Annotated in this window: 32 protein-coding genes and 1 pseudogene; 23 read left to right on the top strand and 10 right to left on the bottom strand. The window is 35.8% G+C overall.

Features of this window, described 5'->3' with window-relative positions:
* Positions 1-431 precede the first annotated feature (431 nt).
* The 6 genes and pseudogenes from FCJ93_RS25520 to FCJ93_RS19400 form a co-directional block, all read right to left on the bottom strand.
* Positions 432-962, bottom strand: a pseudogene (locus tag FCJ93_RS25520) (ATP-binding protein).
* A gap of 47 nt (positions 963-1,009) precedes the next feature.
* Complete coding sequence (locus FCJ93_RS25525) at positions 1,010-1,273, bottom strand: histidine kinase dimerization/phospho-acceptor domain-containing protein (RefSeq protein WP_235879545.1); 264 nt, start codon at positions 1,271-1,273, stop codon at positions 1,010-1,012.
* A gap of 316 nt (positions 1,274-1,589) precedes the next feature.
* Positions 1,590-1,901, bottom strand: a complete 312-nt coding sequence (locus tag FCJ93_RS19385) for an FtsX-like permease family protein (RefSeq protein ID WP_235879547.1) — start codon at positions 1,899-1,901, stop codon at positions 1,590-1,592.
* 5 nt (positions 1,902-1,906) lie between these two features.
* On the bottom strand, positions 1,907-3,880 hold the full coding sequence (locus tag FCJ93_RS19390) for an ABC transporter permease (RefSeq protein ID WP_137744447.1): 1,974 nt from the start codon (positions 3,878-3,880) through the stop codon (positions 1,907-1,909).
* A complete protein-coding gene (locus FCJ93_RS19395) occupies positions 3,880-4,584 on the bottom strand; it encodes an ABC transporter ATP-binding protein (protein WP_095310691.1) in 705 nt (234 codons plus the stop codon). Before FCJ93_RS19395 ends, FCJ93_RS19390 begins: the two co-directional genes overlap by 1 nt.
* Before the next feature lie 32 nt (positions 4,585-4,616).
* Positions 4,617-5,294 carry a TetR/AcrR family transcriptional regulator gene (locus FCJ93_RS19400; protein WP_170211356.1) on the bottom strand — a complete coding sequence of 226 codons (678 nt, stop codon included), beginning with the start codon at positions 5,292-5,294 and terminating at the stop codon, positions 4,617-4,619.
* A gap of 563 nt (positions 5,295-5,857) precedes the next feature.
* Between FCJ93_RS19400 and FCJ93_RS19405 the strand changes: the two genes are divergently transcribed.
* From FCJ93_RS19405 to FCJ93_RS19425, 9 genes are all read left to right on the top strand, one after another.
* A complete protein-coding gene (locus tag FCJ93_RS19405) occupies positions 5,858-6,196 on the top strand; it encodes an NAD(P)-binding domain-containing protein (protein WP_170211357.1) in 339 nt (112 codons plus the stop codon).
* Positions 6,197-6,316: 120 nt separating this feature from the next.
* Positions 6,317-6,484: a hypothetical protein gene (locus tag FCJ93_RS25080; protein ID WP_170211358.1), complete on the top strand. Its 168-nt coding sequence runs from the start codon at positions 6,317-6,319 to the stop codon at positions 6,482-6,484.
* 228 nt (positions 6,485-6,712) lie between these two features.
* Entirely contained in the window at positions 6,713-6,886 is a 174-nt protein-coding gene (locus FCJ93_RS25085) for a hypothetical protein (protein WP_170211359.1), read from the top strand.
* A 167-nt stretch (positions 6,887-7,053) separates the two neighbouring features.
* Positions 7,054-7,647, top strand: coding sequence for a lysophospholipid acyltransferase family protein (locus FCJ93_RS19410; protein ID WP_137744449.1), 594 nt, complete (start codon positions 7,054-7,056; stop codon positions 7,645-7,647).
* A 56-nt stretch (positions 7,648-7,703) separates the two neighbouring features.
* Positions 7,704-7,859: a hypothetical protein gene (locus FCJ93_RS25090; protein WP_170211360.1), complete on the top strand. Its 156-nt coding sequence runs from the start codon at positions 7,704-7,706 to the stop codon at positions 7,857-7,859.
* Between the two features lie 409 nt (positions 7,860-8,268).
* The gene (locus FCJ93_RS25705) at positions 8,269-8,490 is read left to right on the top strand and encodes a lipid II flippase family protein (RefSeq protein WP_268951609.1); all 222 of its coding nucleotides are present in this window, start codon (positions 8,269-8,271) and stop codon (positions 8,488-8,490) included.
* Positions 8,457-9,035, top strand: coding sequence for a lipid II flippase family protein (locus FCJ93_RS19415; protein ID WP_268951607.1), 579 nt, complete (start codon positions 8,457-8,459; stop codon positions 9,033-9,035). The genes FCJ93_RS25705 and FCJ93_RS19415 overlap by 34 nt, the downstream gene beginning before the upstream one ends.
* A 39-nt stretch (positions 9,036-9,074) precedes the next feature.
* Positions 9,075-9,443, top strand: coding sequence for a hypothetical protein (locus FCJ93_RS19420; protein ID WP_095310683.1), 369 nt, complete (start codon positions 9,075-9,077; stop codon positions 9,441-9,443).
* A gap of 421 nt (positions 9,444-9,864) precedes the next feature.
* Entirely contained in the window at positions 9,865-10,869 is a 1,005-nt protein-coding gene (locus FCJ93_RS19425) for a DUF3231 family protein (RefSeq protein ID WP_095310681.1), read from the top strand.
* Between the two features lie 78 nt (positions 10,870-10,947).
* Here FCJ93_RS19425 and FCJ93_RS19430 read toward each other — a convergent pair whose 3' ends face one another.
* Both FCJ93_RS19430 and FCJ93_RS19435 read right to left on the bottom strand, forming a co-directional pair.
* Complete coding sequence (locus tag FCJ93_RS19430) at positions 10,948-11,169, bottom strand: hypothetical protein (protein ID WP_137744450.1); 222 nt, start codon at positions 11,167-11,169, stop codon at positions 10,948-10,950.
* 166 nt (positions 11,170-11,335) lie between these two features.
* On the bottom strand, positions 11,336-11,743 hold the full coding sequence (locus FCJ93_RS19435; RefSeq protein ID WP_137744451.1) for a VOC family protein: 408 nt from the start codon (positions 11,741-11,743) through the stop codon (positions 11,336-11,338).
* Between the two features lie 179 nt (positions 11,744-11,922).
* On the opposite strand from FCJ93_RS19435, the gene FCJ93_RS19440 reads away from it, so the two are divergent.
* From FCJ93_RS19440 to FCJ93_RS19500, 13 genes are all read left to right on the top strand, one after another.
* Entirely contained in the window at positions 11,923-12,687 is a 765-nt protein-coding gene (locus tag FCJ93_RS19440; RefSeq protein WP_137744452.1) for a class I SAM-dependent methyltransferase, read from the top strand.
* A gap of 18 nt (positions 12,688-12,705) precedes the next feature.
* Complete coding sequence (locus tag FCJ93_RS19445) at positions 12,706-13,203, top strand: GNAT family N-acetyltransferase (protein ID WP_137744453.1); 498 nt, start codon at positions 12,706-12,708, stop codon at positions 13,201-13,203.
* A 244-nt stretch (positions 13,204-13,447) separates the two neighbouring features.
* Positions 13,448-13,831, top strand: a complete 384-nt coding sequence (locus FCJ93_RS19450) for a GntR family transcriptional regulator (protein ID WP_095310673.1) — start codon at positions 13,448-13,450, stop codon at positions 13,829-13,831.
* A 1-nt stretch (position 13,832) separates the two neighbouring features.
* Entirely contained in the window at positions 13,833-14,702 is an 870-nt protein-coding gene (locus tag FCJ93_RS19455; protein ID WP_211344136.1) for an ABC transporter ATP-binding protein, read from the top strand.
* Positions 14,686-15,345 (top strand): ABC-2 transporter permease, encoded by a 660-nt coding sequence (locus FCJ93_RS19460; protein WP_095310667.1) that lies wholly within the window; start codon positions 14,686-14,688, stop codon positions 15,343-15,345. The genes FCJ93_RS19455 and FCJ93_RS19460 overlap by 17 nt, the downstream gene beginning before the upstream one ends.
* 316 nt (positions 15,346-15,661) lie before the next feature.
* The gene (locus FCJ93_RS19465) at positions 15,662-16,846 is read left to right on the top strand and encodes a hypothetical protein (RefSeq protein WP_137744455.1); all 1,185 of its coding nucleotides are present in this window, start codon (positions 15,662-15,664) and stop codon (positions 16,844-16,846) included.
* Positions 16,847-16,891: 45 nt separating this feature from the next.
* The gene (locus tag FCJ93_RS19470; RefSeq protein WP_137744456.1) at positions 16,892-17,767 is read left to right on the top strand and encodes a MerR family transcriptional regulator; all 876 of its coding nucleotides are present in this window, start codon (positions 16,892-16,894) and stop codon (positions 17,765-17,767) included.
* Between the two features lie 477 nt (positions 17,768-18,244).
* Positions 18,245-18,619 (top strand): GntR family transcriptional regulator, encoded by a 375-nt coding sequence (locus FCJ93_RS19475; protein WP_095310649.1) that lies wholly within the window; start codon positions 18,245-18,247, stop codon positions 18,617-18,619.
* 13 nt (positions 18,620-18,632) lie between these two features.
* Positions 18,633-19,322, top strand: a complete 690-nt coding sequence (locus FCJ93_RS19480; RefSeq protein WP_095310648.1) for an ABC transporter ATP-binding protein — start codon at positions 18,633-18,635, stop codon at positions 19,320-19,322.
* The gene (locus tag FCJ93_RS19485; RefSeq protein ID WP_095310646.1) at positions 19,319-20,152 is read left to right on the top strand and encodes a hypothetical protein; all 834 of its coding nucleotides are present in this window, start codon (positions 19,319-19,321) and stop codon (positions 20,150-20,152) included. Before FCJ93_RS19480 ends, FCJ93_RS19485 begins: the two co-directional genes overlap by 4 nt.
* 13 nt (positions 20,153-20,165) lie before the next feature.
* Positions 20,166-21,362, top strand: a complete 1,197-nt coding sequence (locus FCJ93_RS19490) for a hypothetical protein (protein WP_137744457.1) — start codon at positions 20,166-20,168, stop codon at positions 21,360-21,362.
* 75 nt (positions 21,363-21,437) lie between these two features.
* Positions 21,438-21,935 (top strand): RNA polymerase sigma factor, encoded by a 498-nt coding sequence (locus tag FCJ93_RS19495; protein WP_170211361.1) that lies wholly within the window; start codon positions 21,438-21,440, stop codon positions 21,933-21,935.
* A 341-nt stretch (positions 21,936-22,276) separates the two neighbouring features.
* A complete protein-coding gene (locus FCJ93_RS19500; RefSeq protein ID WP_137744458.1) occupies positions 22,277-22,501 on the top strand; it encodes a hypothetical protein in 225 nt (74 codons plus the stop codon).
* A 216-nt stretch (positions 22,502-22,717) separates the two neighbouring features.
* On the opposite strand, the gene FCJ93_RS19505 is transcribed toward FCJ93_RS19500, so the two are convergent.
* Positions 22,718-22,990 (bottom strand): hypothetical protein, encoded by a 273-nt coding sequence (locus FCJ93_RS19505; RefSeq protein WP_137744459.1) that lies wholly within the window; start codon positions 22,988-22,990, stop codon positions 22,718-22,720.
* A gap of 97 nt (positions 22,991-23,087) precedes the next feature.
* Positions 23,088-23,423, bottom strand: coding sequence for a DUF6054 family protein (locus tag FCJ93_RS19510; protein WP_137744460.1), 336 nt, complete (start codon positions 23,421-23,423; stop codon positions 23,088-23,090).
* A 307-nt stretch (positions 23,424-23,730) separates the two neighbouring features.
* Between FCJ93_RS19510 and FCJ93_RS19515 the strand changes: the two genes are divergently transcribed.
* Positions 23,731-24,765, top strand: a complete 1,035-nt coding sequence (locus tag FCJ93_RS19515; protein WP_137744461.1) for a serine hydrolase domain-containing protein — start codon at positions 23,731-23,733, stop codon at positions 24,763-24,765.
* Positions 24,766-24,784: the final 19 nt, after the last annotated feature.

Consider the following 24,784-nt stretch of genomic DNA (forward strand, 5'->3'; position numbering starts at 1 on the left):
CTTGTGTTGTCCGCATAAAGTGTTCATGAGGACAAATAGCGCCAAAAAAGAGCTTGTGTTGTCCGCATAAAGGGTTCATGAGGACAAATAGCGCCAAAAAAAAGCTTGTGTTGTCCGCATAAAGGGTTCATGAGGACAAATAGCGCCAAAAAAAAGCTTGTGTTGTCCGCATAAAGGGTTCATGAGGACAAATAGCGCCAAAAAAAAGCTCGCCATGTCCTCATAAAGGGCTCATGAGGACAAAGACTGCCAAAAAAGAGCTTGCCTTGTCCTCATCAAAGGGCAAAAGAACAAATTCAACAGGCCTCAGAGCAAAGGAAATTCTCATAACAGGTCTGTCGAGGGCCACTATTCGAATGAAAGTAAAACTGGAACCCGTTGAACTTTAATTGTTTCGAAGGTAATCCGTGTCTTGGCTTTTAAAGCAGCGTCTATTTGGTGCTAGCTTGTTTTTTATTTTTAGGATTTTCAAAAGTGACCATAAAGGTGGTGCCTTCATTTAAGCGACTTTGAACTTGAATTTTCCCTTTGTGGTTTTGGATGATTTTGTAGCTAACCAAAAGGTCTAGGCCATTGCCATTTTTTTTCGTTGTGAAAACGGGTTCTCACAATTTTTTGATCTGGTCCAAATCCATTCCGATTCCTTCATCCTTTACAATGAAGGCTATTTTTTCAGTGCTTTTTTTAAAGAAAATATAGATCGTTCCCCCAGTAGGAATTGCTTCAATCGAATTTTTGATTAAATTTAAAAATACCTGTTTCAGTTGCTTTTTTTCTCCAGAAATGTGCATACTTTCATGAGAAGTCTCGAAATTAATAGCTACATTTTTTAAAGTTGCTTCTGGTTCAAGAAATTTAACGACACTGGTTAAAATCTCATTCAAATTACAGCTGCTGAATTGGAGTTGATGCGGTTTTGCAAAGACCATGAATTCATTGACGATAAAATTAATTCGATCCATTTCAACGAGGATTGTCTCCACATTATAAGAATCAATTTGCCTTTCATTTAATAGTTGTGTTGTACAAAGCCTCGAATCGTAGTTAACGGATTTCGTACCTCATGGGCAATTCCTGCAGCTAGTTCACCAATTATAGCGAGTTTCTCTGTTTTACGGAGCGTGTCTTCTGTGTTTCTTTTTTCTGTAATATCATACTGAATTGAAATATGCTTATAACGCTCACTATTAGCATCTACAAACGGGATGATAGTTGTGCATAACCAGTATTTTGTTCCGTCTTTTGCTTGATTGAGAATTTCTCCTCTCCACACCTCGCCGCCTTGGATCGCTTCCCATATGTCATCAAAAAAAGAAGGAGGATGATAGTTGGATGAATAGATATCATGCTTCTTGCCTTAATAGTTCATCTTGTGAATATTTATAAAGTTGGCAAAAATTATCATTTAAACTTTTGAGGAGGTTACTACAAAGTTTAAACTCTTTGGGAACCCCCTCTAACATTCTTATATGGAAACTTCCAACCTTTAAACTGAAATTGACGAAAAGGTTCTTCATAAAGAGTACATGAGGATAATCTCGGGTGGAAATTGAGCAAGAAATAACAATCCTCTAGCTTAAAATATTTAATTAATCTGCCCCTTTTAAAGAGGTCACCATGTCGATATCCTTCACCTTTCTACTCATTAACATATTGACGATAAAGGAGCACAGCAGTGTTAAACCGATGGCTGTTAAATAGCTAGTGAGCTTGATTTCAGGAAATAACATCAGCCCTTCATTCATATTTGCTTGATCTAACAAATGAATCGCTCCCCACCCCGCTGGTAGTGCAAGAATGATGCCAATCGTAGTGAGGAAAAAGCTTTCTTGGAATAGCAGGTTGCGAATTTCATGGTGATTAAAGCCAAGTACCTTCAATGTAGCAAATTGTCTCGACATTTCCGTCAAATTAATGGACCAAGACTATAAATAACAGCAATACCAAGGAAAATTGCTGCAATGGTAAGCCCTGCGGCAGAAGCAAAAACGCCTTCGTTTAATGTACGATTCGCTTCCTTCATATCTGCTTTGGCAACGATCTGAGTGACAGGATAGTGTTCCTTAGCGGATTGCAGCGCTGCTTGATCCCCTAACAATAATACATTAGGGACAAAAATCTCCCCGTGCTGCTGCCATGCTGCTTCAGATACAAAAATCCGATTTGCAACCGGCGCTTGTATGGTCTGAGCTACAATCATTTCTTTCCACTGGCCTCCATCAATTCGCAGTGAAACAGTACTTCCTGCCTTTACTCCTAACACATCCGCCATTTTTTGAGACAACACAACTCCAGTTTCAGGTACAGGCATTACATCTGGACTTGCGACATCGAGGTTAATGTAATCTCCACTTCCAATGATCGTAACCGGCAAATTGCGCTGTGCAGTTGTAGATTTAACGACAACTCTTCTTTCCTGAATAGGCTGAATCCCTGCTTGATTCCAATTCATGCTTTGTGCTTGCTCAGCATTCAGTGCTAAGAGATCTGCCTTGTACTGGTACAAATATTGACGATCAAATTCTACCTCGATTGATTTATTGCTTGTATCGATATTGGCAAAGCCAAAAAGAATCAAAAAGGCACAACCAAATGAACCAAAAATCCCCATCGCCCCTCGGACTTTGCGAGAACGTAAATTCCGCAGCAGCCACAACCGCTGAAAAGAAAACTTAGCTTTAGAATGAAAAATAGACTCAAATAGTGATTTTTTGGGTCTGGAAGGAGCCTCACCCTTCAACACTACAGCAGGTAATGCATTTAATTTGCCCCCACATGCAAATAACACAGCAAGTATACAGCAGCCACAGACCGCCGCAATAGACCACAATGTTTCAATTGGAAATGAGTCTGACCACTTCGGCAATATAAAGGATTGATGTAAGGTTCCCATAAAAATCGCAGGAATAACATAATACCCTGCAATTAAACCGATTACACCACCTGTAATACCTAGAAAAAGACCATATGACAAGTAATGCCATTTAATTTTTCGAATATGGATACCAAGAGACATTAATGTTCCAATCTGAACTCTTTGATTCGTAATAAGCCGACTCATAGTACTAATGACAACAAGGATTGCTAGTAGGAAAAATAACATCGGCGTCACATAACCGATCGTCTTAAACTGTCCAATTTGATTCGCTGCACCTGATGTACTTGTATGTTCCTCATGGGTGAGACTGTTCATATATTTTTGCCCTAAGACTTGCTCAACACTTGTTAATTGTGTTTGAATATTTTTCTCTGACTTCATTTTTATTAAAAGTTGGTTCATGCCAGAAAAGGAAAACGTATGGTGTGCAGCAGTTTCCCCCATATAAGCGTACCCATACAAATCATGTCTTGTAGACAATGTTTCCGACGACACATCGATTAACTTCTCAGGACTTAACACAAGCCCTTGAATTATGACAGGAACAGATTGTCCATTGCCTGTATGAATCCGAATTGTATCCCCAATACGAAATCCATTTGCTTTTGCAAACTCCTGATCTAGCCACAATCCTTCTTTCTCACTTTCAAAAGGCTCACCTGTAGCTAAATATGGCTTAGACAATACATTTTCATTTAGAACAAACAAATCCAGCACACGGTTATCCGAAAAAACCTTCATCACCGTTCTACCTTGCGCCGCTTCAATTCCAGGAAGCTTCCTTATTGCATCCACATCTTGGGGGGTAGCCCCCTCTACATTTACCCATACATCATTTATGTCAGCACTTTTGTAAAATTGATGTACGCTTTCTTCTAATCTGCTTCCCACCGTAATTGAACCTACAAAAGTAAATACACCACAAGCAGCGATAATAATAATGGTCAAAAACTGTGCTTTTGCATGCTTAATATCCCGTAACATTTTTTTGAACAATATCATTACCAAGCTACCTCATTCATTGGAAGTGGATTTTCATTGATTTGTATATCAATGACCTTACCATCCTTGAGACGAATGACCTTATTTGCCGTATCTGCAATCGCTGCATTATGTGTAACTACGATAACAGTCTGATTATATTTTTTGCTAATATCCCATAGGACAGACATAATTAATGCACCAGTGTTGCTATCAAGCGCTCCTGTTGGTTCATCACATAGTAGCAGCTTCGGTTTTTTACATAGTGCTCTTGCAATAGAAACTCTCTGCTGCTCTCCGCCTGACAATTCAGCAGGGAAATGATGAAGACGCTTGGCAAGACCAACGGCTTCGAGCATTTCTGTACTATCTAAACCATCTTTGCACAGCTTACGTGAAAGATCCACATTTTCCTTCGCTGTTAAATTAGGAATCAAATTATAGAACTGGAATACAAAACCAATATCACTACGACGATAACGGCTTAATTCCTCAAGTGAATACTGCGCAATATTGTTACCTTCTATTAAAATGGTGCCTGAGGTTGCCTGATCCATGCCGCCCAACAAATTAAGCAAAGTGCTTTTCCCTGATCCGGAGGGGCCAAGTATAACCACAAACTCACCTTGTTCAATTTCAAACTCCATGCTATTCACTGCAGCTACCTCATTTTCACCAACTTGGTAGGTTCGCAATAAATTATTGATTTGAATAAATGATTTCATAAAATGACTCCAGTCTCTTTATAGTTTAGTTATCATGGCGAAATTGTCGCCCCCTCTCCCAGCAAATAGAGAAGGCTATGTGCTAATGCTGAAGTAAGTGCCATTTCATTTAAGGAAATTTTGGCGCCATCATCCGGTAGAGCATAGCATTTAGCAAGAACTAGATCACGCACCATGCCATCATAGGACACGACCGCAAAAGAAAATATGTCCTCGAGTGGCATGATCGGTTGCAAAACTCCCTTTTCTACCTTCTCCTGAAGGTAATGCATCGTTACCTGCATTAGCTTGTCAAACTCAGTGACCTCTGTGATATTTCCTTTTTTCTCCTCATATAACTTGGGATTAGTTAAAAATTTGGTGTTCATTTCGTACGTGAATTTGCCCTCCGCAGGTATGGAATCGATTAAATGCTGTCCTAAAACATGAAATATGCTAAGCAACACATCACGTACGCTTAGATCCTCCGCAAATAATGGTTCACATTTCTCCCATAGTCGATACTCACTCTGATTACGATTAGACAAGCTAATAAAAATATCATCAATATCACGAAAATAACGATACACACTACCTATACTTAGATTGGTCTGACGAATAATATCACGCATAGTAACTTCATAAGCTGGTTTCGTTTTACAAACTTCTAGGGCTGCATCTAAAATAACATTGCGCATTTTATCTTCATAATCTTTAGGAACTTTGGGCATACTGCTCTCCTTCCTCCGTATATTTAAAAATGACACACCTGTCATTTTTAAATATACAAAGCTAATTTTTATTTGTCAATAATATAAGACAGTATAATGTTAATATATTTGTTGGTCAGGAGGGTATAGAAAATTAATCCACATTCAACATCTGTATATTCAAAACTATAGTGACATCAAAGACTTGCATTTTTAAAATTAATATTGAACTACTGGAGAACGTTCTTACACTTACTAAAGTTTTACGTTATGCACTAATATTCAGTATTCGGGGATGGAATTAGAAGGGTGTTAACGGTTGCCAATGAATTCATTTAATCGAAGATGGTGTATTGCGTATAGATGAAATTGAAACAGCGATTCACGCTCAATTGTTTAATACATATCTCATCATGAGCAAGAGCGAACTCTGTCTTTTTATTTTTTTGTAAAGGAAATTACTTAAAATGCTCATTGTGAGTAATATGCAAAGCATTGTCCAAAAGTGATGTTGGCAAAATTTTATGAATAAATAGGATGAGGGCTTTGAACTTCCTGTTCAATTAAATGAAGAAGTAATGCTCGTGACAAAACAAGGGGATCCATTCATTATCCATACAAATTTAGGCCAATATGTTGCTAAAAATATCATTATTGCAACAGATCCTTTTCAAATTCCTCATATTCCAGTTATTGCGAAAGAACTTTCTAACAACGTAATCCAGCTTCATTCTTCACAATATAAAAACACCCGTCAATTAGTAGATGGGAATGTGTTGGTCGTTGGTGGGGGAAATAGCGGAGCGCAAATTGCTACTGAACTTTCTGGTGAGAGGGAAACTTATATTGCTGTCAGCAAAAAGCTGAATTATTTTCCATTGCTCTTATGTCAACGAAGTATTTTTTGGTGGTTGATAAATTAGGAAATTTAAATGCTGGCAGCGATTCCTTTCTCGTAGCTCATTCAGTGCAAAGGCGATCCGGTATTCGGTTTTGATTTAAAAAAGAAAGTTAAGAACAAGAGGGTAAAAGTAAAGGAGAAAGTGATTGAGGTAGAAGGAAATCAGGTGACTTTTGTTGACGGAACAACACTTGAAGTAAGAAATATATTTTGGGTAACAGGCTTTAAAATAGAGTATCCATGGTTACATATTAATGGTGTACTAGCTCCAGAGGGAAAAGTACCCATCGTAACGGAGTATCAAATATAGAAGGACTGTATTTTATTGGTTTACCGTGGCAATCAAAACGTGGTTCTGCTTTATTGCAGGGGGTAGGTGATGATGCAAAATATATTGTTGGAAAAATAATTTCAGTTCACTTGCCAAGGAGGAGGGTAGTTATTTTTGTAAGGAGTTGAATTGGGTCGGGCAATATGTAATAATACGTTAAAGAACTGGATAAAAATAGGAAAACTTAGCCGTAGGGAGTGGAATGTTATGGGCAATGCGATACTTATTATTATCATCACTTTAACGATACATTCATTCATCCTCTATTTTGTCATAAAAAATGCTATGAATAATTCTGAATTAAATAATAGAATCACAAACTTAGAAGCAACGCTTAATACGCTAATGGAAGAGATAAAGAAAAAAGAGCGTGATCAATAGAAGTTTCATAAAACAACAATTGCAGGTATGGCAATAGTACGGAAATCATTTTGTAAACAAGAAAAGCAGTGTACTTAAAAATTAGTATCAGATATTAACAGTAAGTGATAAAATAATAGTGTTGGATTAGCTTTTTCATAACATGAACAACGAAAGAGAGTGATCGAATGTATTATTTTGTTGCGAATATTATAAAATTCTTTTTGTGTTTGCGAGGGAAAATAGCGGTTTACAATAAGCAATATTTGCCTAAACAAGGTCCTTATGTGATTGCGTGTACACATACTGGATGGGTCGACATCTTTTATCTTGGAATCGCCCTTTTGCCCTCAAAAATTCATTATATGGCAAAAAAACAACTTTTTGAGAAAAGAATGCTGGGGTGGCTCCTTAAGAAGTTAAATGCTTTTCCGGTTGATAGAGATAACCCTGGGCCAAGTGTATTGAAAGTTCCGAAACGACTGTTATCAAACGGAGAAATTGTCGGAATTTTTCCAAGCGGAACAAGGACGAATGAGCAAATTGCTTTAAAACAAGGGGCAATCACAATTGCTCAGCGCTCAGAGGTGCCGATCATTCCAGTAGTTTATAATGGTCCAAATAATTTTAAGGAACTTTTTACTCGGAGAAAAGCGCATCTTATATTTGGGGAACCTATTTATCTCACCTCAAAGGAGAAAGATTCAAGAACTTATTATACGGGGGTTTTAGAACAGAAGCTTGCGGAGTTGGAATCGCAATTATTGACTAGACTTAAGTAAGTTTAGCAATGTGTTTATTTTTATATTTGCAAAAAGCGAAGGGGAGTAAGTATTTTTTGATTCCAATCGAATTAATTGTTCAAAAACTAAAACATTTAGTAGATGATGATTGTCATGGTCAGAGAAAATTTATCCATGCTGATATTGAACTGTTAAGTAAGGCACTGTTTCTTAGTGATTTACCCGACGATATAATGAACTCTTATAAATGAACGGAATAATTGGGTCCACCAGGGTATTGGCGGACTCTTTTAGTTCATTTATTCATTTTGCGCAGGGCTGTACTTGGCGATAAGTGAAGTGGTGGAGATGTGGCCATGAGTGGTTTATGAAAAGATACGCGATGGGAACCAGACTCAAACTGCTTGTTCGAATTTTAATAGTTTCGAAGATTGTCCTATGCTCTTGCTCCTTCTCAAGAACAATAAACGATATATGATTGATAGTTTAATCGGTAAGGAGTTATATTAGGAGAACTGATTTTGGTGAACAGAAAGATAAAGCGGTTGGCAATAGAACAGTCAAATCCTATTTACAGGTGGAGAAATAATGGGAAAAATATGAAACATATAAAACGATCTCTCGTCTAATAGAAGAGGTGATCGTATGCTGTTCAGTCTAATGGGACTGACCTTCGTTATTCATTTAATTGACACCCTAGCCTACTCTGTTCGTTTAAATTCAGTGAAAAGTGGGAAATATGCATTATCCTTATCACTATTTAACATATTTGTATTGGTGTCAAGGACAGCAAATATGTTTCAAGCTCCTTTAATCGGACTGCTTATCGGCATGAGTATGCTAATCAAATGGATCCTATTAAAGAGATTAGGTTCGTTTTAGCGTCTGCAACGATGGGCACTTTAGTAGGTGTTGGTCTGATCCCAACTTTTCTAAAGCTGTTTTCAAAAGCAGTAGATAGACTTGAGGTTAAAGGTTCAGTTCCTTCAATTGTCGTTGAAGCACTAAGTGTTTCAAATATAAAGCGGATAGTAAAAAATACAACGAGACCGAAGAAAAGAATGATTAACAGCTTGCGATATCGAGAAATTCCCAAGCGATTTTTACTTTTAAATACTTTCATTACAGCGGTTTATACGATAGGAGTTATTTCAGCCTATTATGCAGCCTTCTTTGTAGGAGAAGACTATCGTTTGTCTGCCTCTGCCTCATCCGGAATGATTAACGGTATCGCTACGATTCTGCTTACTTTACTAGTAGATCCACAGGCAGCGATTATTACCGATCAGGCATTGAGGAAAAAGCGTCCCTATGGGGATGTCAAAGCGCTTGTCGTTTTATTAATTGCTACAAAGTTTCTGGGAACCATTTTAGGACAAGTATTAATTTATCCCGCTGCAATGATTATAGCTAGTTTTTACCATTAAGCGGTCGCCACAAGTTTGCTGGAAGAAAGGATTGAATTTATGGATGGTACAAGTTTGATGATGATGGCTTTTGTATGGGGAAGCTTGTTAGTATATTTCCTGATTCCCTTTGAAGCAAAGCGAAGAACATATTCAGATGTTAAAGAGAGTTTTGCCACTTGCTTAAAGCAGAGTTTTGTTGAGATTACATTTCACAAAAAAGCACTTTTTGCCTTTTTTTTAATAGCGATTACCGTCTTCGTTACTTCGTGGTCACAAAGCCAAGATCAGTTGTACAATGATTTACACGGAATAAGCCCTCAAACAAAATCCATTAACTATACTTTGGGAACTATTTTATACGCAGCGTGTATATATTTATTCATAATAGCTAGAAGGGCGCTAAAACATTTTAGAAGCACTGATTAACAAAGTTAGAGTGAAAACGATACTTCAATCGAACGTCTTAGGATAATGCAGATTAGGAGCGATCGATGTTGATTTTTGGCTCATTTCGTGTGAAACTTTGATTTCATACGAAATGAGCCTACCATAGCCTCGGCAGAAAAGCTTAACTATACTTGCTTGCAAACGGGATTAAATGCAGTGTCATTAACACAATGAGCCCAATGCCGGCCCCTAATTTTCCTAAAAATATAGTCTCGATGAACGTGGATGGAACAGAAAGAATGGAAGGTGAATGCAGATTTTAACATGGAAAACACGGGAAATCGCCGAAAAAGCATGTTGAAAATGAGATTTTACTTTCCCCTTAAAGTAATAACAATATTAGTATAAAATTTAGCATGGCGAAACAAACTAAAATTAAAAACAATAAAAGGAGTTCGCCATGTCAGATAAGACAAGTATTTCCGAACCATTAACATCAGTGGAAATGGGTAAACTATGGGCAACGTATATGGGAAACAATATGGCGCAATATATATTAACTTATTATCTTCAACATGTTGATGACAAGGACATAAAAAATTTATTGCAAGAGGCGTTAGGTCTAAGTGAAGAATTTGTAAAAACGGTTACGGAGATTTTTATAAAGGATCATATACCAATACCAAATGGTTTTTCCGAGGAAGATGTCAATTTAAATGCTCCTCGCTTGTTTCAAGATGAATTTTATGTACATTATTTAAAATACACTTCAAAAGCGGGAATGAGTATTTATAATGTGGCGATCCCACTTGTTTATAGAAAGGACGTTCAAGAATTTTTTAGGTATTGTATGGATTGCACTCTTGATTTAATAGAGAAAATAAAACATATTGCACTTGACAAAGGCTTCACAAAGAAACCTCCGCTCATCCCGACGCCTGAGAAGATCGAATTTGTTCATGAGGATTTTTTAAATGGATTTGTTGGACATGTGAGACCGATGCATGCGTTAGAAATTACCCATCTTTATGATTTAATTGAAAGTAATGTAACCAGTAAAGCATTAATTAGTGCCTTTTCTAAAGTAACAAAGGATGAAGAAATTCGAACTTTATTTGAAAGAGGAGAAAAAGTCACCACTAGGAATATTGAAAATTATATGAAAAAATTGCATGAAGAAAATTTACCTTCCCTTCCTTTTTTAAACGATTTGGTAACATCTTCTGCTTTTTCTCCTTTTTCAGATAAAATTATGCTGTACCATAAAATTGATATGTTTACGATAAAAATTAGAGCCTTTGGTAATGCCGTTGCTGTCAATGGAAGAAGAGATATTAGTATGATGTATACGAAGGCTTTATTGAGAAATGCAGCTTTTTTACAAGATGCAACGAAAATAATGATTGAGAAGGGCTGGTTTGAGAAGCCGCCAAGTTTGAAAGAGAAGGATAGCCCGAGCGCATAATGTTATAATCCATGGCAATGTGGAAAGCTGAAAAAAGAGTGCCTTTCCCTTTTCTAAAAATAAGGGTAAGGCATTCTTTTAAGGCAGATCTTCGAGTTTAATTGGGGTTACAATTTTATTTTCCCAATCCTTTCTAATTATGGCATAGCATAAGGAATCTGAAACACTTCCATCACTGTTTTCATTAATATCATGAATAGAAGGACTTGGATTTGGATAATATGTCCAATGATTTTCTGTCATGAAGTTGACTAATTCATCGTACTCATTGTTAAATATTCTAAAGGTATGTACATCCAATTTAATCCTTCCTTTCATAAATTTAGGTAAACTTAATTTGGAAAATTATCCGTTTTGGGAGAGAATTATAGGTATTAATTAATATGAAATTTTGTACTCATGGATCCAGTCAAAAAAGTGGTGTGAATTGCAAAAATGTTACCCTAATCCATTCTTTTAGTATTAATTATTTGCATTTTTTTACTTGGCCAGAATAAAAAGGGGAGTCTCGTTCTTCATTAACAACACTAAATGGATTACCATCTAAGTCAAAGAAATCAAAACTTTTCATTCCGCCAAAATCTTTAATTTTGGCTGTAGTGACTCCGTTATCGGTAAGTAATTGATATGCTTCATCAATATTGTCGACTACGAAGTTGAAGTATCCATTTTTCTCTTTACCTTTGATCGCAAATTCAGAGGGTTGAGGAGATTCAACTTCCACCAATGCTAGCTGAGTTGAACCAGTAGGAAAGTAGAAGCCCACCCCATCTTCCCAACGAGCCATTTTTTTTACCGCGAGATTTTTTTCAAACCAGTCAATCGACCTATCAAGATTTGTCACAGGGATAAAAATACTTCCTATTCTAAACATAGCAATCGCTCCTTTAAAATGATAAAGTTTAGTAAATATTAATTCGAATATTCGGTAAAGTAATTATCAAATTATTATAGTATTTCGATCAGGTGATCGATTTACTAGATGGATGTCCATGGAAATATATTTTGAAAAAATTATCGACCAGTTATATGAAAAAGGAGACGTGAAAAATATTGAATAATACAGAAGAGTACGATGACCCGATTCTATATGATAAGGAAAATGAATCTTATTTACCGGAGCTTCCATTTTTATTGAAATGGGTTTCTAAATCAACTGGACCAATTATTGATTTGGCTTGTGGGACAGGAAGAATCACGATTCCATTAGCGAAAAATGGTTATGAGCTAGTTGGAGTTGATATACATAAAGGAATGTTGGATGAAGCAAAAAGAAAATCAAACAGTCTAAATTTAGCGATTCAATGGGTACAGCAGGATTGCACAGAATTAGACTTGGGTTTAACGAGTACATTCATCTATTCAGTTGGGAATTCATTTCAACATTTCCTCACGAATGAGGAGCAAAATCATCTCCTTTCCTCCATCAATAAACATCTAAAGCATAATGGCATTTTTATTTTTGGGACAAGATTTCCAAATGCCGAAGAATTGCTGCAGCCAAACACGGAGGAGTATTGGCGAAGCTATATAGATAAGGAGACTTCCTATAAAGTTGATATGTACACAATCAGTAGCTATGATTCTCTCAAACAAGTTCAACATTATACGACCATTCGAAAATACTATGGTACAGATGGAAGCATAATCGATGAAAAAAGAACGAATATTAGCTTAAGATATGTTTTTCCCAAGGAAATGGAGAGATTGCTCTCCACTCATGGATTTGAAATTGTACACCTTTATTCAGATTGGAAAGAAACTCCGATCAGTCAGAATAGTGATGGAATGATTTATGTTTGCAGGAAAATCTTTTGACAAGAGGGGGAGCAGGAAATGATGATAAGACAAATAACTCCTACTGATGCTGAAAGCTTTGTCAATTTAATTCATCAAGTCGAGCGTGAATCCCCGTTTATGCTGTTTGAAGCTGGTGAACGAAATGCAAAGTCAGAAGATGTAAGAAAAAGAATTGATGCAATTGATAAAACCACTAATTCAACGATTTTTGTTGCCGAAGTGGATCAAGAATTAGTCGGTTATTTAATGGCAGTTGGGGGAGAACCTAAGCGAAAGAAATACTGTGTATATATAGTCGTCGGGATTTTAGCGCAGCATCAGGGAAAAGGAATTGGGAAACGTTTGTTTGAAGGTTTGGAGGGCTGGGCCAAAGAACAAAATATTCGTCGCTTGGAGCTAACCGTTATTACTCAAAATGAAGCAGCTATTGGTTTGTATAAAAAAATGGGTTTTGAAATTGAAGGAATAAAAAGAGACTCGTTGTATGTGAACGGAGAATTTGTTGACGAATACTATATGTCCATGCTTCTCTAAAAACGAATGGAGGGTACAAGTAGTTTAATCTAAAACAATGAAAAGATGATTAATAAAAAAAGCCAATGGTTTCTATGCTTGAGGAGACATTGGCTTTTCAGGTTGTTCAAGGCCTCCAATTCATGGAGGTCTTAATTTTTGTCAAAATTATAAACAAATTAATTTTCTCATAGTAAAAGTTGACATATGTGTTATTAGTGTATATAGTATCTATGTACACTAATAACGGCTTGAGGGGTAAAAAGTGAATATAATAATATCAAATTTTTCGGGTGAACCCATTTACTTACAAATCGTAAACCAATTAAAAGAGCTCATAATAAAGGGAGTATTGGAGGAATCACAAAAACTTCCGTCAATAAGAAATTTAGCGAAAGAGCTTAAAATTAGTGTTATTACAGCTCAGAGGGCCTATGACGAACTTGAAAGGGAAGGGTTTATCTATACAGTCGTTGGTAAAGGTTCTTATGTTGCTTCAATTAACAAAGAAATGTACCGAGAAACCAAAACAAAAATAGTAGAAGAAAAATTGAGTGAAGCTATCAAACATGCAAAGCAAGCAGGGCTTACTGAGGAAGAGCTAAAAGGCATACTTAATCATTTAATTGAGGGTGATAGGGTTGAATAAAATTTTAGAAATTACAAACCTATGTAAAAACTACAAAGACTTTTCCATAAAAAATGTGAATTTCTCTCTTGAGAGAGGTTATATTATGGGTTTCATCGGGCCTAATGGAGCCGGTAAAAGTACAATCATCAAACTAATTATGAACCTAATCAAGAGAGACAGTGGGAATATTAATATATTTGGGCTCGATAATAAGAAAAACGAAATTGCGGTTAAGGAAAGAATTGGGTTTGTATATGATGAAAATCATTTTTATGAAGATTTAACAGTTCAAGAAATGAAGAATATTATTCGTCCATTTTACAGTCAATGGGATGAAAATTTATTCAAAAGATATGTGAAAGACTTCGGATTGCCTTCAAAAAAACAAATCAAACATTTATCAAAAGGGATGAAAATGAAATTTTCCTTAGCGATTGCCCTTTCTCATAATGCCGAATTGTTGTTAATGGATGAGCCGACTTCTGGTTTGGATCCTCTAATTAGAAGTGAGTTATTAGATGTTTTACAGTCATTAATGCAAGATGAAAACAAATCTGTTTTCTTTTCCACTCATATTACATCTGACCTAGATAAAATAGCGGATTACATTACTTTAGTTAACAATGGTGAGGTTATTTTAAGTAAAACGAAGGAAGAACTTTTGGAGGAATATTGTGTGGTAAAAGGCAGTAAAGATAAACTTGATTCAAACATAGCAAATCGTTTTATTGGAATTAAGGAAAATCAATATGGTTTTGAAGCGCTATCACAAAATAAGGATGAGATACTTCAATACCTTGGAGATTCGGTTATCATTGAAAAACCAACATTAGAAGATATTATGGTCTTTTCCACAAGAAGGAGTGATCAACATGTATCATCTTATTAAAAAAGACGTGATCATGCAAAAAAGAGCAATCGGATTATCCTTGCTATTTATTTTCTTTTTTACCTTCACTTTATCGGAAATTGGCCCTTCCGGATTGGTAGTAAACATCTTAGCAGTAACATATATGTTGGCTCTAGGAGCAAGCGCAGTGGAAGACAAAAATAATAGTGATCTTATGTTAGTTAGTCTCCCGATCAAAAAAGATACTATTGTTTCTTCAAAATATATTTCCGTATATATTTTTGCTCTTTACGCAGCTTTTGTGAATTATTTAATTTATTTGATTGTGAATCAATTAAACCTGCCTATAAAGGTTCTTCCTTTTACTTCTGGCGGATTTTTCTTTTCCATTGTTGCGGTAAGCTTATTTTGCTCTATTACTTTGCCGTTAATATTTAAATATGGCTTTCTGAAATCGAGAGTGATAAGTATTATTTTGTTCTTCGTATTTATAGCGGGAGGGTCAACTTTAGTTGATAATCTTAGTAAAAAAGAAGATTCGATCCTCATTCAAAAAATTTCAACTTTATTTCATTCATCATCAGATGCTCAAATAGCTCTGTTATTATTTATTCCAGTTGTAATCATTCTATTCGTTTCGTATCTCATTTCACTTAACTTTTACAAAAATCGAGAGTTTTAAAAGGGAGCTATATGAAATAATTGGGTAGAGTGATGAGTCTGACGGCAATTATATAAAAACTGAACGATCGCAAGTGTAAGAAAATCTCTTTTAATTGGTTAGTCAAAAAGAGGAGATTTTCTTCTTTTTTTAATTGGAACAACCCTTGTGGGAAAAGCGAAGAGGCCAGTGAAGCTCCCTTCATTTTGGGACAATCTTTTTTAATTTTGCTTTGTTATATGTCGATGTTGACTTTTGTCTCATTTTTATTTTTAAAGGATATCCCACCTTCTATCTAGAAAAATAGAATGAGAAATTATTTGAGGAGAATTGTAGAATGATGAATGATATTGAGCGAATTATGTTGGACTTAGAACAGGTTAAACTAAATCAGTATTGGCCAGGTTTTGAAAAGGTTGCCTATGCATTATACGATGAAACCAGTGCCTATATTTTTAACCATCCTAACTTTGACAATCAGCAAGTGGTGGATAAAAAGGAACAATTTCATGCTTGTACCCTCATCATGTATGAAGGCTACCCAACAGCGATTGTTGATCTCAGGCTGTTTAAACATTACGAAGACTTGTATTCGATCCTTGTTCATGAATTATTTCACGGCTATCAACATTTAAAGGGAGAAAAGCGATTTCCAGATGAACTAATGGGAATCACCTATCCTATAACGGTAGAAAACGTGGAATTGCGAAATCAGGAACGATTGAGTCTTTATCATGCTTTAATGGAAAAGGAGCCGCTAACAAAGAAAGAGTACGTTAATACATTTATCGCTCTCAGACAACAAAGAGAATTACAGCTTGGGGCGTACCTTGAGTATGAGAATTTAATAGAAACGATAGAAGGTCCTGCATGGTATGTGGAACTTTATGCTTATTATGAAACGAGTCAACTTGAATTTTCTACAGTTTTACAAAAGTATGGTGAGCCGTTAATAAATCAATATCAATCGACGGTAAACATTCGCCGCAGCTGCTATAGTTCTGGCTTGTTTATGTGTCTATTGTTGGATGAGTTATCACCAGGATGGAAGGAAAACTTTTTTAGTACGGAAAAAACCATCTATCAATACGTGAAGGAGCTTAGCGTTTTTGACGCTCCCTTTCGGACTATTGAAGTCAGTTCTGACACAGAGAGGGTTGTTCATGCTGTTTTCCAAAATAAGGAGGCTGAATTTACCATGTTTAACGAGAAAGAAGGCATTCATCTCATGATTATTGGAAAGATGGAGGCAACCTCTTTTGACCCCATGAATATTGTGATGTTTGCGGGCAAAGTTTTACATAAAAATTTCCTCAAAGTTAAAATCCAAGAAAGAGAATATTTATTCGCTCAACCAGTCGTTGCATACGGTGAGAAACTTCGACAATTTGATAAACTTCAACTCAAATTAGAGCAAGAACCGATAGAGCGAGATTCCTCTCTTTTTATCGAGGGGATTGGTGATATTAAAGGGACGGTTGAGAAGAAGGGAAATCAGTTTTACTTATACATTGAGGATTGACTGTCCCCTTAGGGATTGGCTTATGATCCTGATGAGGTGATGAACATGTTGATCAATGAAGTGTGTAAAGAATGTTCTTTAACAAAAAAAGCGATCGAATATTATGAAAAGCAAGGGCTTATTCGCCCAAAGATTGAAGAAAACGGATATCGGAACTATAGTGCTGAGGATGTTTTGGTTTTAAAAGAAATATTCGTTCTCCGGAATTTAGGGCTCGGCATCCCTGAAATCAAAGATATCATTTCAAGTAGTGATAAGCATGCAGCATTATCCAAATATAAGTATTTGAAGGAATTGGAGAAGCAAAGAATTGATAAGCAACAAAAGGGTCTTGAATTGTTAATAGAAAATTATCAGGTCGAGCCGGTCAAGCAATATATCGAGGAGCAGCTTAGCCCCCTTTTAACTATCAAGGAAAAACTCGCTCAGTCCTTCCCAGGTGGTTATGGAATTTACCTCTCGGTTCATTTCGGAAGATTTTTAAACGAAACGATTAATAGTAATGAGAAGAAAAGGGCCTATCAAGAGATTCTTAGCTTTCTCGATCATTTAGAAATCAATGAGGAAATCGAGGAGTTCTTAAAGAGCTCCATGGCTCTTTTTGATCAGGAAGACTTGGAGAACATGAATACGGCCATTTTAACTGCAGTTGAGGACATTGAGGAGTATATGGAAACAAATAAGCAAAGGATTGAGAAGTACATTCGTTTTCGCGAATCTGAAGAATATAAGTCTACAGATGCATATAAAATGCAGCAGCTCCTATTAGAATTTCAGAAACAAAGCGGGTACACCGACATATTTATCACTAATTTAAAAATTTTAAGCGACTCTTATCGTGATTATTATAAAAAGTTAGAAGAGGCAAATGAGCGATTTATTAAGAGCTTTCCGCAAATGAGCAAAGGGGAGGTACCTTGATTATATGGAAATAGAAAAGGATTTGTCTTAAAGTAGCACAAATCTTGAAGCAGCTTAATAGGCTTTGTTATATATAAATCTTGATTTTTGATTTATTTCATGTGAAACTAGGGTTTCGCATAGCATATTTATAAAGTTGAAGCACTCTTTTAGTATAGGCTCAGCCATGTTTATGAAAAAAAAATAAATATCTTCTTGACTTTCAAGCTGTATTAACCATATAATACATATATCTGGTGTATTATACGGTTAATACATAAGCAAGGAACACAGGTTCCTTCAATTTTTTGTTGGTGGTGTATTAACTGGATGATACAGTGGTTTTTAAACTTTTTGTTTGAACAAGTTGTGAGGAAAAAAATTTGCTAACACTGTATTAATTGTTTAATACATATGATTTTTTTGCCCAATCTGTATTAACTCATTAATACATCATTTTCACACAATCACACATTTTTTTATTAGGAGATGGATCTATTGAAAATTAAGTTTAACAACCGGGATCCTGTATACGTGCAAGTTATTCGACATTTTAAGGAGCAAATGGCGACAGGGGTTATTGAACCAGGTCAGGAGATTCCTTCTAGAAGAGAGCTGGCGAATCAATTGAAGATTAATCCAAACACAGCGCAGCGGGCGTATAAAGAAATGGAGGAAGAGGGCTTGATTTTTACTGAAGGAAATTTACCAAGTCGGATGACGACAGACGAAAAAGTGTTCCAGGCGGTACGAAGCGAATTAATTTTAGAAGCAGTGGATGCTTTTGTCAATGCAGTTAGAACGATAAATGTGCCATTAGATGAAGTTTTGCCAATCATCGAGCAAAAATATAAAAAAGAGTGTAATGAATAGGGGGGATTTGACTGTGATTGAACTAAAAAATGTAACGAAAAAATTTGGCAAGAAGCAGGTTTTAAAAGGTGTTTCGTTTACAGCGGAGAAAGGAAAGATAACTTGTTTAATTGGAATTAACGGTGTAGGGAAAACAACGATTATGAAGGCAATTATGGCTCTTACTCCGATAGATAGTGGCGAAATTCTGATTAATGGAGAAACACTTAATAAAGGCAGCTATGAAAAAGTTACCTTTATCCCTGATGCGATTACAATGTTGCCAAGTATGAAAATTAGTGAAGCTTTTACATTCATGGCAGATTTCTATAACAGCTGGAACATGGAAAGGGCAAAGGAGCTTCTGAACTTTTTTAACCTGAATGAAACGGACCGTATCTCTGAACTTTCAAAAGGGAACACCGCAAAAGTGAACCTTATTCTTGGATTGGCCTTGGATGTTGATTATATCTTAATGGATGAGCCTTTTTCTGGAATTGATATATTTAGTCGAGAGCAGATTGCTGATGTGTTTACAAGTCATTTAATTGAAGATCGAGGAGTTATTATTACAACGCATGAAATCAATGATATTGAGCATTTAATCGATAAGGCGGTTTTGCTTGATAATGGTGTGATTTTAAAAGAATTCGATACGGAAGAGATTAGGGAAACCGAGGGGAAATCTGTTGTTGATGTGATGAGAGAGGTGTATCGAGGATGAACCGTTATTTGAAGCTAGTGAATTTTGAGTTTGAACGCTTTTTTCGTTTTTATCTTATCTTAATAGGGATTACAATTCTTTCAGAAATAATTGGAATCATCGTAAAATCAAAAACTTATTTGAATCGGGCTCACCAAGAAATTAATGTGAATTTAATGCCGCAAAGCGAGTTTATTGAGCAATTTGGGAAAATGTCCATCTATAATTTTTCGCAATCAGGCTGGTTTATGGGGCCAATTGCTCTCTGTATCGTGACTTTATTAATTTATGTGTTTTTTATTTGGTATCGTGACTGGTTTGGAAAAAACACATTTAGTTATCGCTTATTTATGCTGCCGACGGAGCGGATGAATATTTATTTTGCAAAAGCAACAACGATTATTTTGTTTGTTTTAGGTCTTGTTGCACTCCAGATTTTATTATTCCCGATTGAAATCCAATTGTTAAAATGGCTCGTTCCATCCGAGTTTCGCATCGATATGACTGTGCCTGAAATTACTGAAAATCTATATTACTTATATTTATTATTTCCGAAAACACTGATTGAATTTATCCTCTATTATGGAACGGGAATCATTGCCGTGTTTGTTATTTTTACAGCTATCCTATTTGAACGTTCGTACCGTTTAAAAGGCATCTTCTATGCCATCATTTATGTTGCTGTTTCCATTCTCGTCTTTTTAGGACCTGCATTATTTGATGCGTTTGTTCTTGAAGGATATTTCTATACAATCGAATTATTCTTGCTAGAAATTGGGGCAGCCTTGCTCGTTTTAGCTGGTGCTATATGGGTAGGGAACAAGCTCATCAAGCATAAAATTAGGGTATAAGGGAGTGAGTTAGATGAAACGTTATTGGAAAATTAGTGTAATTTCAATCGTAATGGTCATTGTGCTGGGAACATACTTTTTACAATCAAGCTTAGCTGCGAAAAATGATGTGACTATCAAGATTGAAAAAATAAGTGGCGATGACGCTGAATTGAATGACTTAATTATATATGGTGACTATCAACTTGGCGATTTGCTCCAATCCTTTAAGCAAGTCTCAAAGGAAGAAACAGTCATCTTCAATAATCAATCTTTTCTGGAACAATTGCTTCATACTACTGCTAATCCGGTTTTAAAAAGATTAATTGATGAACACCGAAATTTTATGAGAGGAAAGGATTTAGTAACAAACAATTTTTATGAAGATGAGAATTTATTAGCTTATGCGACAATAAAGAGCAAGAATCCTTTTTCTTCAGTTAGAAGCTTCTCTTTTGAAATGGAAGTATTAAATAAAAAGTCAAACAAGACGATCAAAGTTGAGTATGATATTCCCGAAAAAGAACGGGTTAACTGGATTGAGATAGCAAATGTCGAAGTAATCAATGAGCAAATAAAGGTCATGTCACAAACCTCTCTCCTCGATGGTGGAAGCGAATTAAGTGTGTATACTTTTGATCTGAAAGCGAAAAATTTCGTAAATAAAGAAGAAATTCTCTCAACATCACATACCGAGAATAGGTGGGAAGGTTTAAGAGTGGTTCGAGATTATTCTTCTATAGGAGGAAAGAACTATGTCTTGGTGTTGAAAGAGAATTCCGAAATTAAACAGGTTGAGGAAAATGGCTATTACTATCAGGAAGAGGAACTGATTGCAAAGGAACAATATGTGCTGAACGTTGAGACAAATGAATATAAAGAAATTAAAAAATCAGATGAAGAACTCCGCTTTGACTCAGCAGTGATCGTTGGTTCCTCCATCTTCGTTCCAGTTCTGTTGGAAAAAGGCTTCGAATTGCATCAATATGATATTGAAAAGGACGAATGGAGCGCGAAAGAGGTATTTAATCGACCTGATATGAAAAATGGTTTTGAATCCAGCTTCTTAAAGTTGATGAATGGAAAATTTTATTTAACGTATTTATCAAATGACGGTCACAGTCTTTTTATTGGGGATATGGAAACAGGCGAAACTTTATATGAGGGAAAGTTAAAAGTCGATAGTGCAAATTACAACGAAGACAGTCTTAATATACATGATATTGAGTAATGATCGACGTTTGAAGAAAGAACGAGAAGGAAATTTTATTTCATTTCTCTAAAAAGATAGGTTTTGGTGATGAAGATGAGAGAGAATCTTAATGGTATTCAATTTGAAGAAATCGTGAATATGTATAGTCTTGAGTTAAAAAAATTAGCGTGGAAATATGTAATGGACTCATATCTTGTGGAAGATATTGTTCAAGAGGTTTTCATAAAATGTTATCTCCATCAGGAACAATTAGAAAGCTTCCATTCGATTAAAGGGTGGTTATACACAATAACGAGAAATCAATGTATGGATCATTTAAGAACAAGTTATCACCAAAGAGTGGTACCAACCTCCGAATTCTTTATTGCCAATGAACAGACACCAGAATCAGAAGTGATGACGCAACAGCTCGGGGAGGAAGTTCATAAGCAAATGAACAGCCTCCCTGACAAATATCAAGAAATTTTATATTTGGCGTATATGAAAGATTTGAAAATGAAAGAGATCGAACAATATTTGAATATTAACATCTCGACTGTAAAAACAAGACTTTTTCGCGCAAAACGTCTATTAAGGCAATCAATGAACTAAAAATCCAAACAGCGGGGTTTGGGTTTCTTTTTCAAGCAAATTCCGCTAAATTTCTAACAAACTTTAGTCGGTCATTAAGATATTTTCATGAAGGAAGCCCCTTCGCTTAATCCTTGCAGAACAATCGACCCTCAATGATCCTGCGCTTTAATTTGTCTGACAATTTGTAATCAAAAGGTTGATGAATAGACATTATGCTTCCTTTGCAAACCTTCTTTTATTGCGTAACAGCTTCCATCTAACTGATACATACTATTGTCGATACTGAAAATAATACTTGTATGGTTATCCTTTTCTAACGGAAGGAGTGAACACCTCTAACTGCTATTAGAGGATATATAATGAAAAATATCGCTGACATGGTTCATATAGGTGAGTTAATAGCTGTTTCTCAAGTTTTTCAACTAAATCCTTTTCAGATGGTAACTTCAATAGAAAAGGGCTTGGTAGAAGTATTTGAAACAAAGGAAGATTTTTTAGCTAAATATGGAGTTAAAGAAACGTATGATGAATTAGATGATTGGTGTGAGTTAAACAATGGTAAGCTTTTTACTAAATTAAAGTAGAAGTCAGTGTATCCAGGTGATGATTGCTCCATTAACGTCATTATCCGTTTCATTAGTTACAGCCGTTTTTAAGCTCAATAAAAACTTAAAACAAGAAATTGTTTTTTGCCGAGTTTAGACGTAAGAATCAAAGTGTTGAAAGAATGATAAGGCGCTTAATTTTTCCTCTTTTCAGCTCGAAACGCTGGAATGCTCCTAATAAAAGAGTAATGTTGGTCACCCTTTGCTTTTGGAGCTGTTGCGTTTTCGTTGTGAATTTTGATATTGTTCACAAACGATGATCAATGAACCAGTTATTAATAAAATGATGCTTAATGTATAAGGAACCCAGCCAATGATTTCCCCTAGTACTATTGCAAGTTTGCCAGGCGGATCACTCCAACCTGATAAATTAGGAATGTATAAAGCAATTGCCAGATGCATGATGCCAAATAATATGATTCCTGTAAAAAATAAAAAGTAGCCTAAACGGGTTAAGTCTTTATTCATCTAATCTCTCCTATAGTTTATCGAAATAAACAATTAAGTACTTTTATTATCATATTTGTTAAGCTGGGAACTGAGCGGCGTGCTCATTAAAAAAGGATTATTCCATTTGTTCTATACTTTTTCGGACGATTTCCACCATATCATCTTCGGCGCCGAGACTAAAGTTAAAGAAAACACCACTTCCTCCGCCAGCGCCAATTGCTGATATGAAAATAGTATTGTGAGAACCGACTACAGTAAGGCTTAAGCTAGCCCTGTTGCCATTTCTCATAAAATATTTATCATAGACTCGAACGGCTATTTTAGTATCTTCAATCGTGTAGTTGCTTTCTGCGACTAACTTCATACTTATTCCACTGTTGTTAATATCATTTTGCAATTGGTTGATTACCTCTTCAAACTTACCATTAATCGTTTTTTCATACTTTGCCATATGGACACCATCCTACCTATAGTCTTTCTAATTCTATGGAATTAGAGGCTTTATATTAAAAAGGCCTGAAAATCAAGGCTGTACACGAAATGAGCCCAAAACCGCTTTATCAACCATTCTGATGAACAAAGTCATTACTTTTAATATACATTTTTATTGCTGTTTTTCAAACTTATTTAGAAATAACGCGAATGAAATATCAATAGAAAATTAGCTTTACAGTGAGAAGTTTTGTTTTGGGAGAAGGATTCTAGCCTTTTGTATGGAAGTATTGAAGAAACAAAACTTTTTTGGATTGGAGAAATGGATGCAGACTAGATTGCTTGAAAAAATAAAGAATGTGCAAAATGAGAATGAATTTTCTGGTTCTGTCTTGGTTGCAAATGAGATGGAGCAGATAATAGAGCTAAGCTTTGGCTATGCAAATCGCTCCGAGCAACTAAAAAATCATTATGCTACACGCTTCGGAATTGCATCAGGGTGTAAGATATTTACAGCCGTTGGCATTTGTCAATTAGTGGAGAAGGGAAAACTATCATTTTCAACAAGATTGGATGAGTGTCTCAATGTTGAATTTCCTCATTTTGATAAGAGAATAACGATTCATCATCTATTAACACATACTGCAGGAATTCCCGATTACTTTGATGAGGAAGTGATGGACGACTTCGAAGAATTGTGGCTTGATAATCCAATGTATAAAATAAGAAGCTTGCGAGATTTTCTGCCATTATTTCAGAATAAGCCAATGAAATTAAATGTTGGAGAGAGATTTCACTATAATAACGCTGGTTATATTTTATTAGGTTTGATTATTGAACAAGCAAGTGGTCAGGCCTTTTCCGATTACATTCAAACAAACATTTTTCCTCAAGCTGACATGATGGAATCAGGTTATTTTGAGTTTGATGCACTTCCGTCTAACACGTCAGTTGGTTATATTGATTTTCCTGATGGAACATGGAAAACCAATATTTATTCGTTACCTGCCAAAGGCGGTTCAGATGGCGGTGCATATGTGACCGTAAACGATATGGGGAAGTTCTGGAATGCCCTTGTGAACGGACATATCATTAGGAAAGAAACACTTGAGCAAATGCTCACCCCACACGCTCAAGCAGATGAAGAAGAAGATCATTATGGCTATGGTGTTTGGATTGAGAAGAAAGGGAAAGAGGTGCACAAATATCACGTGATGGGTTATGACCCTGGTGTAAGCTTTCATTCTGCTTTTTATCCTAGTGACTGTATAACTGTGGTTGTTTGTTCCAATAAATCTGAAGGTGCATACGGGGTGATGAAAGGAATTGAACAAATTATCTCAGAAGAAAGAAACAAGTGAAAGCTTTTCAGCTTAGAAT

The organism is Robertmurraya siralis, assembly GCF_005502275.1.
GTDB lineage: Bacteria > Bacillota > Bacilli > Bacillales > Cytobacillaceae > Robertmurraya > Robertmurraya siralis.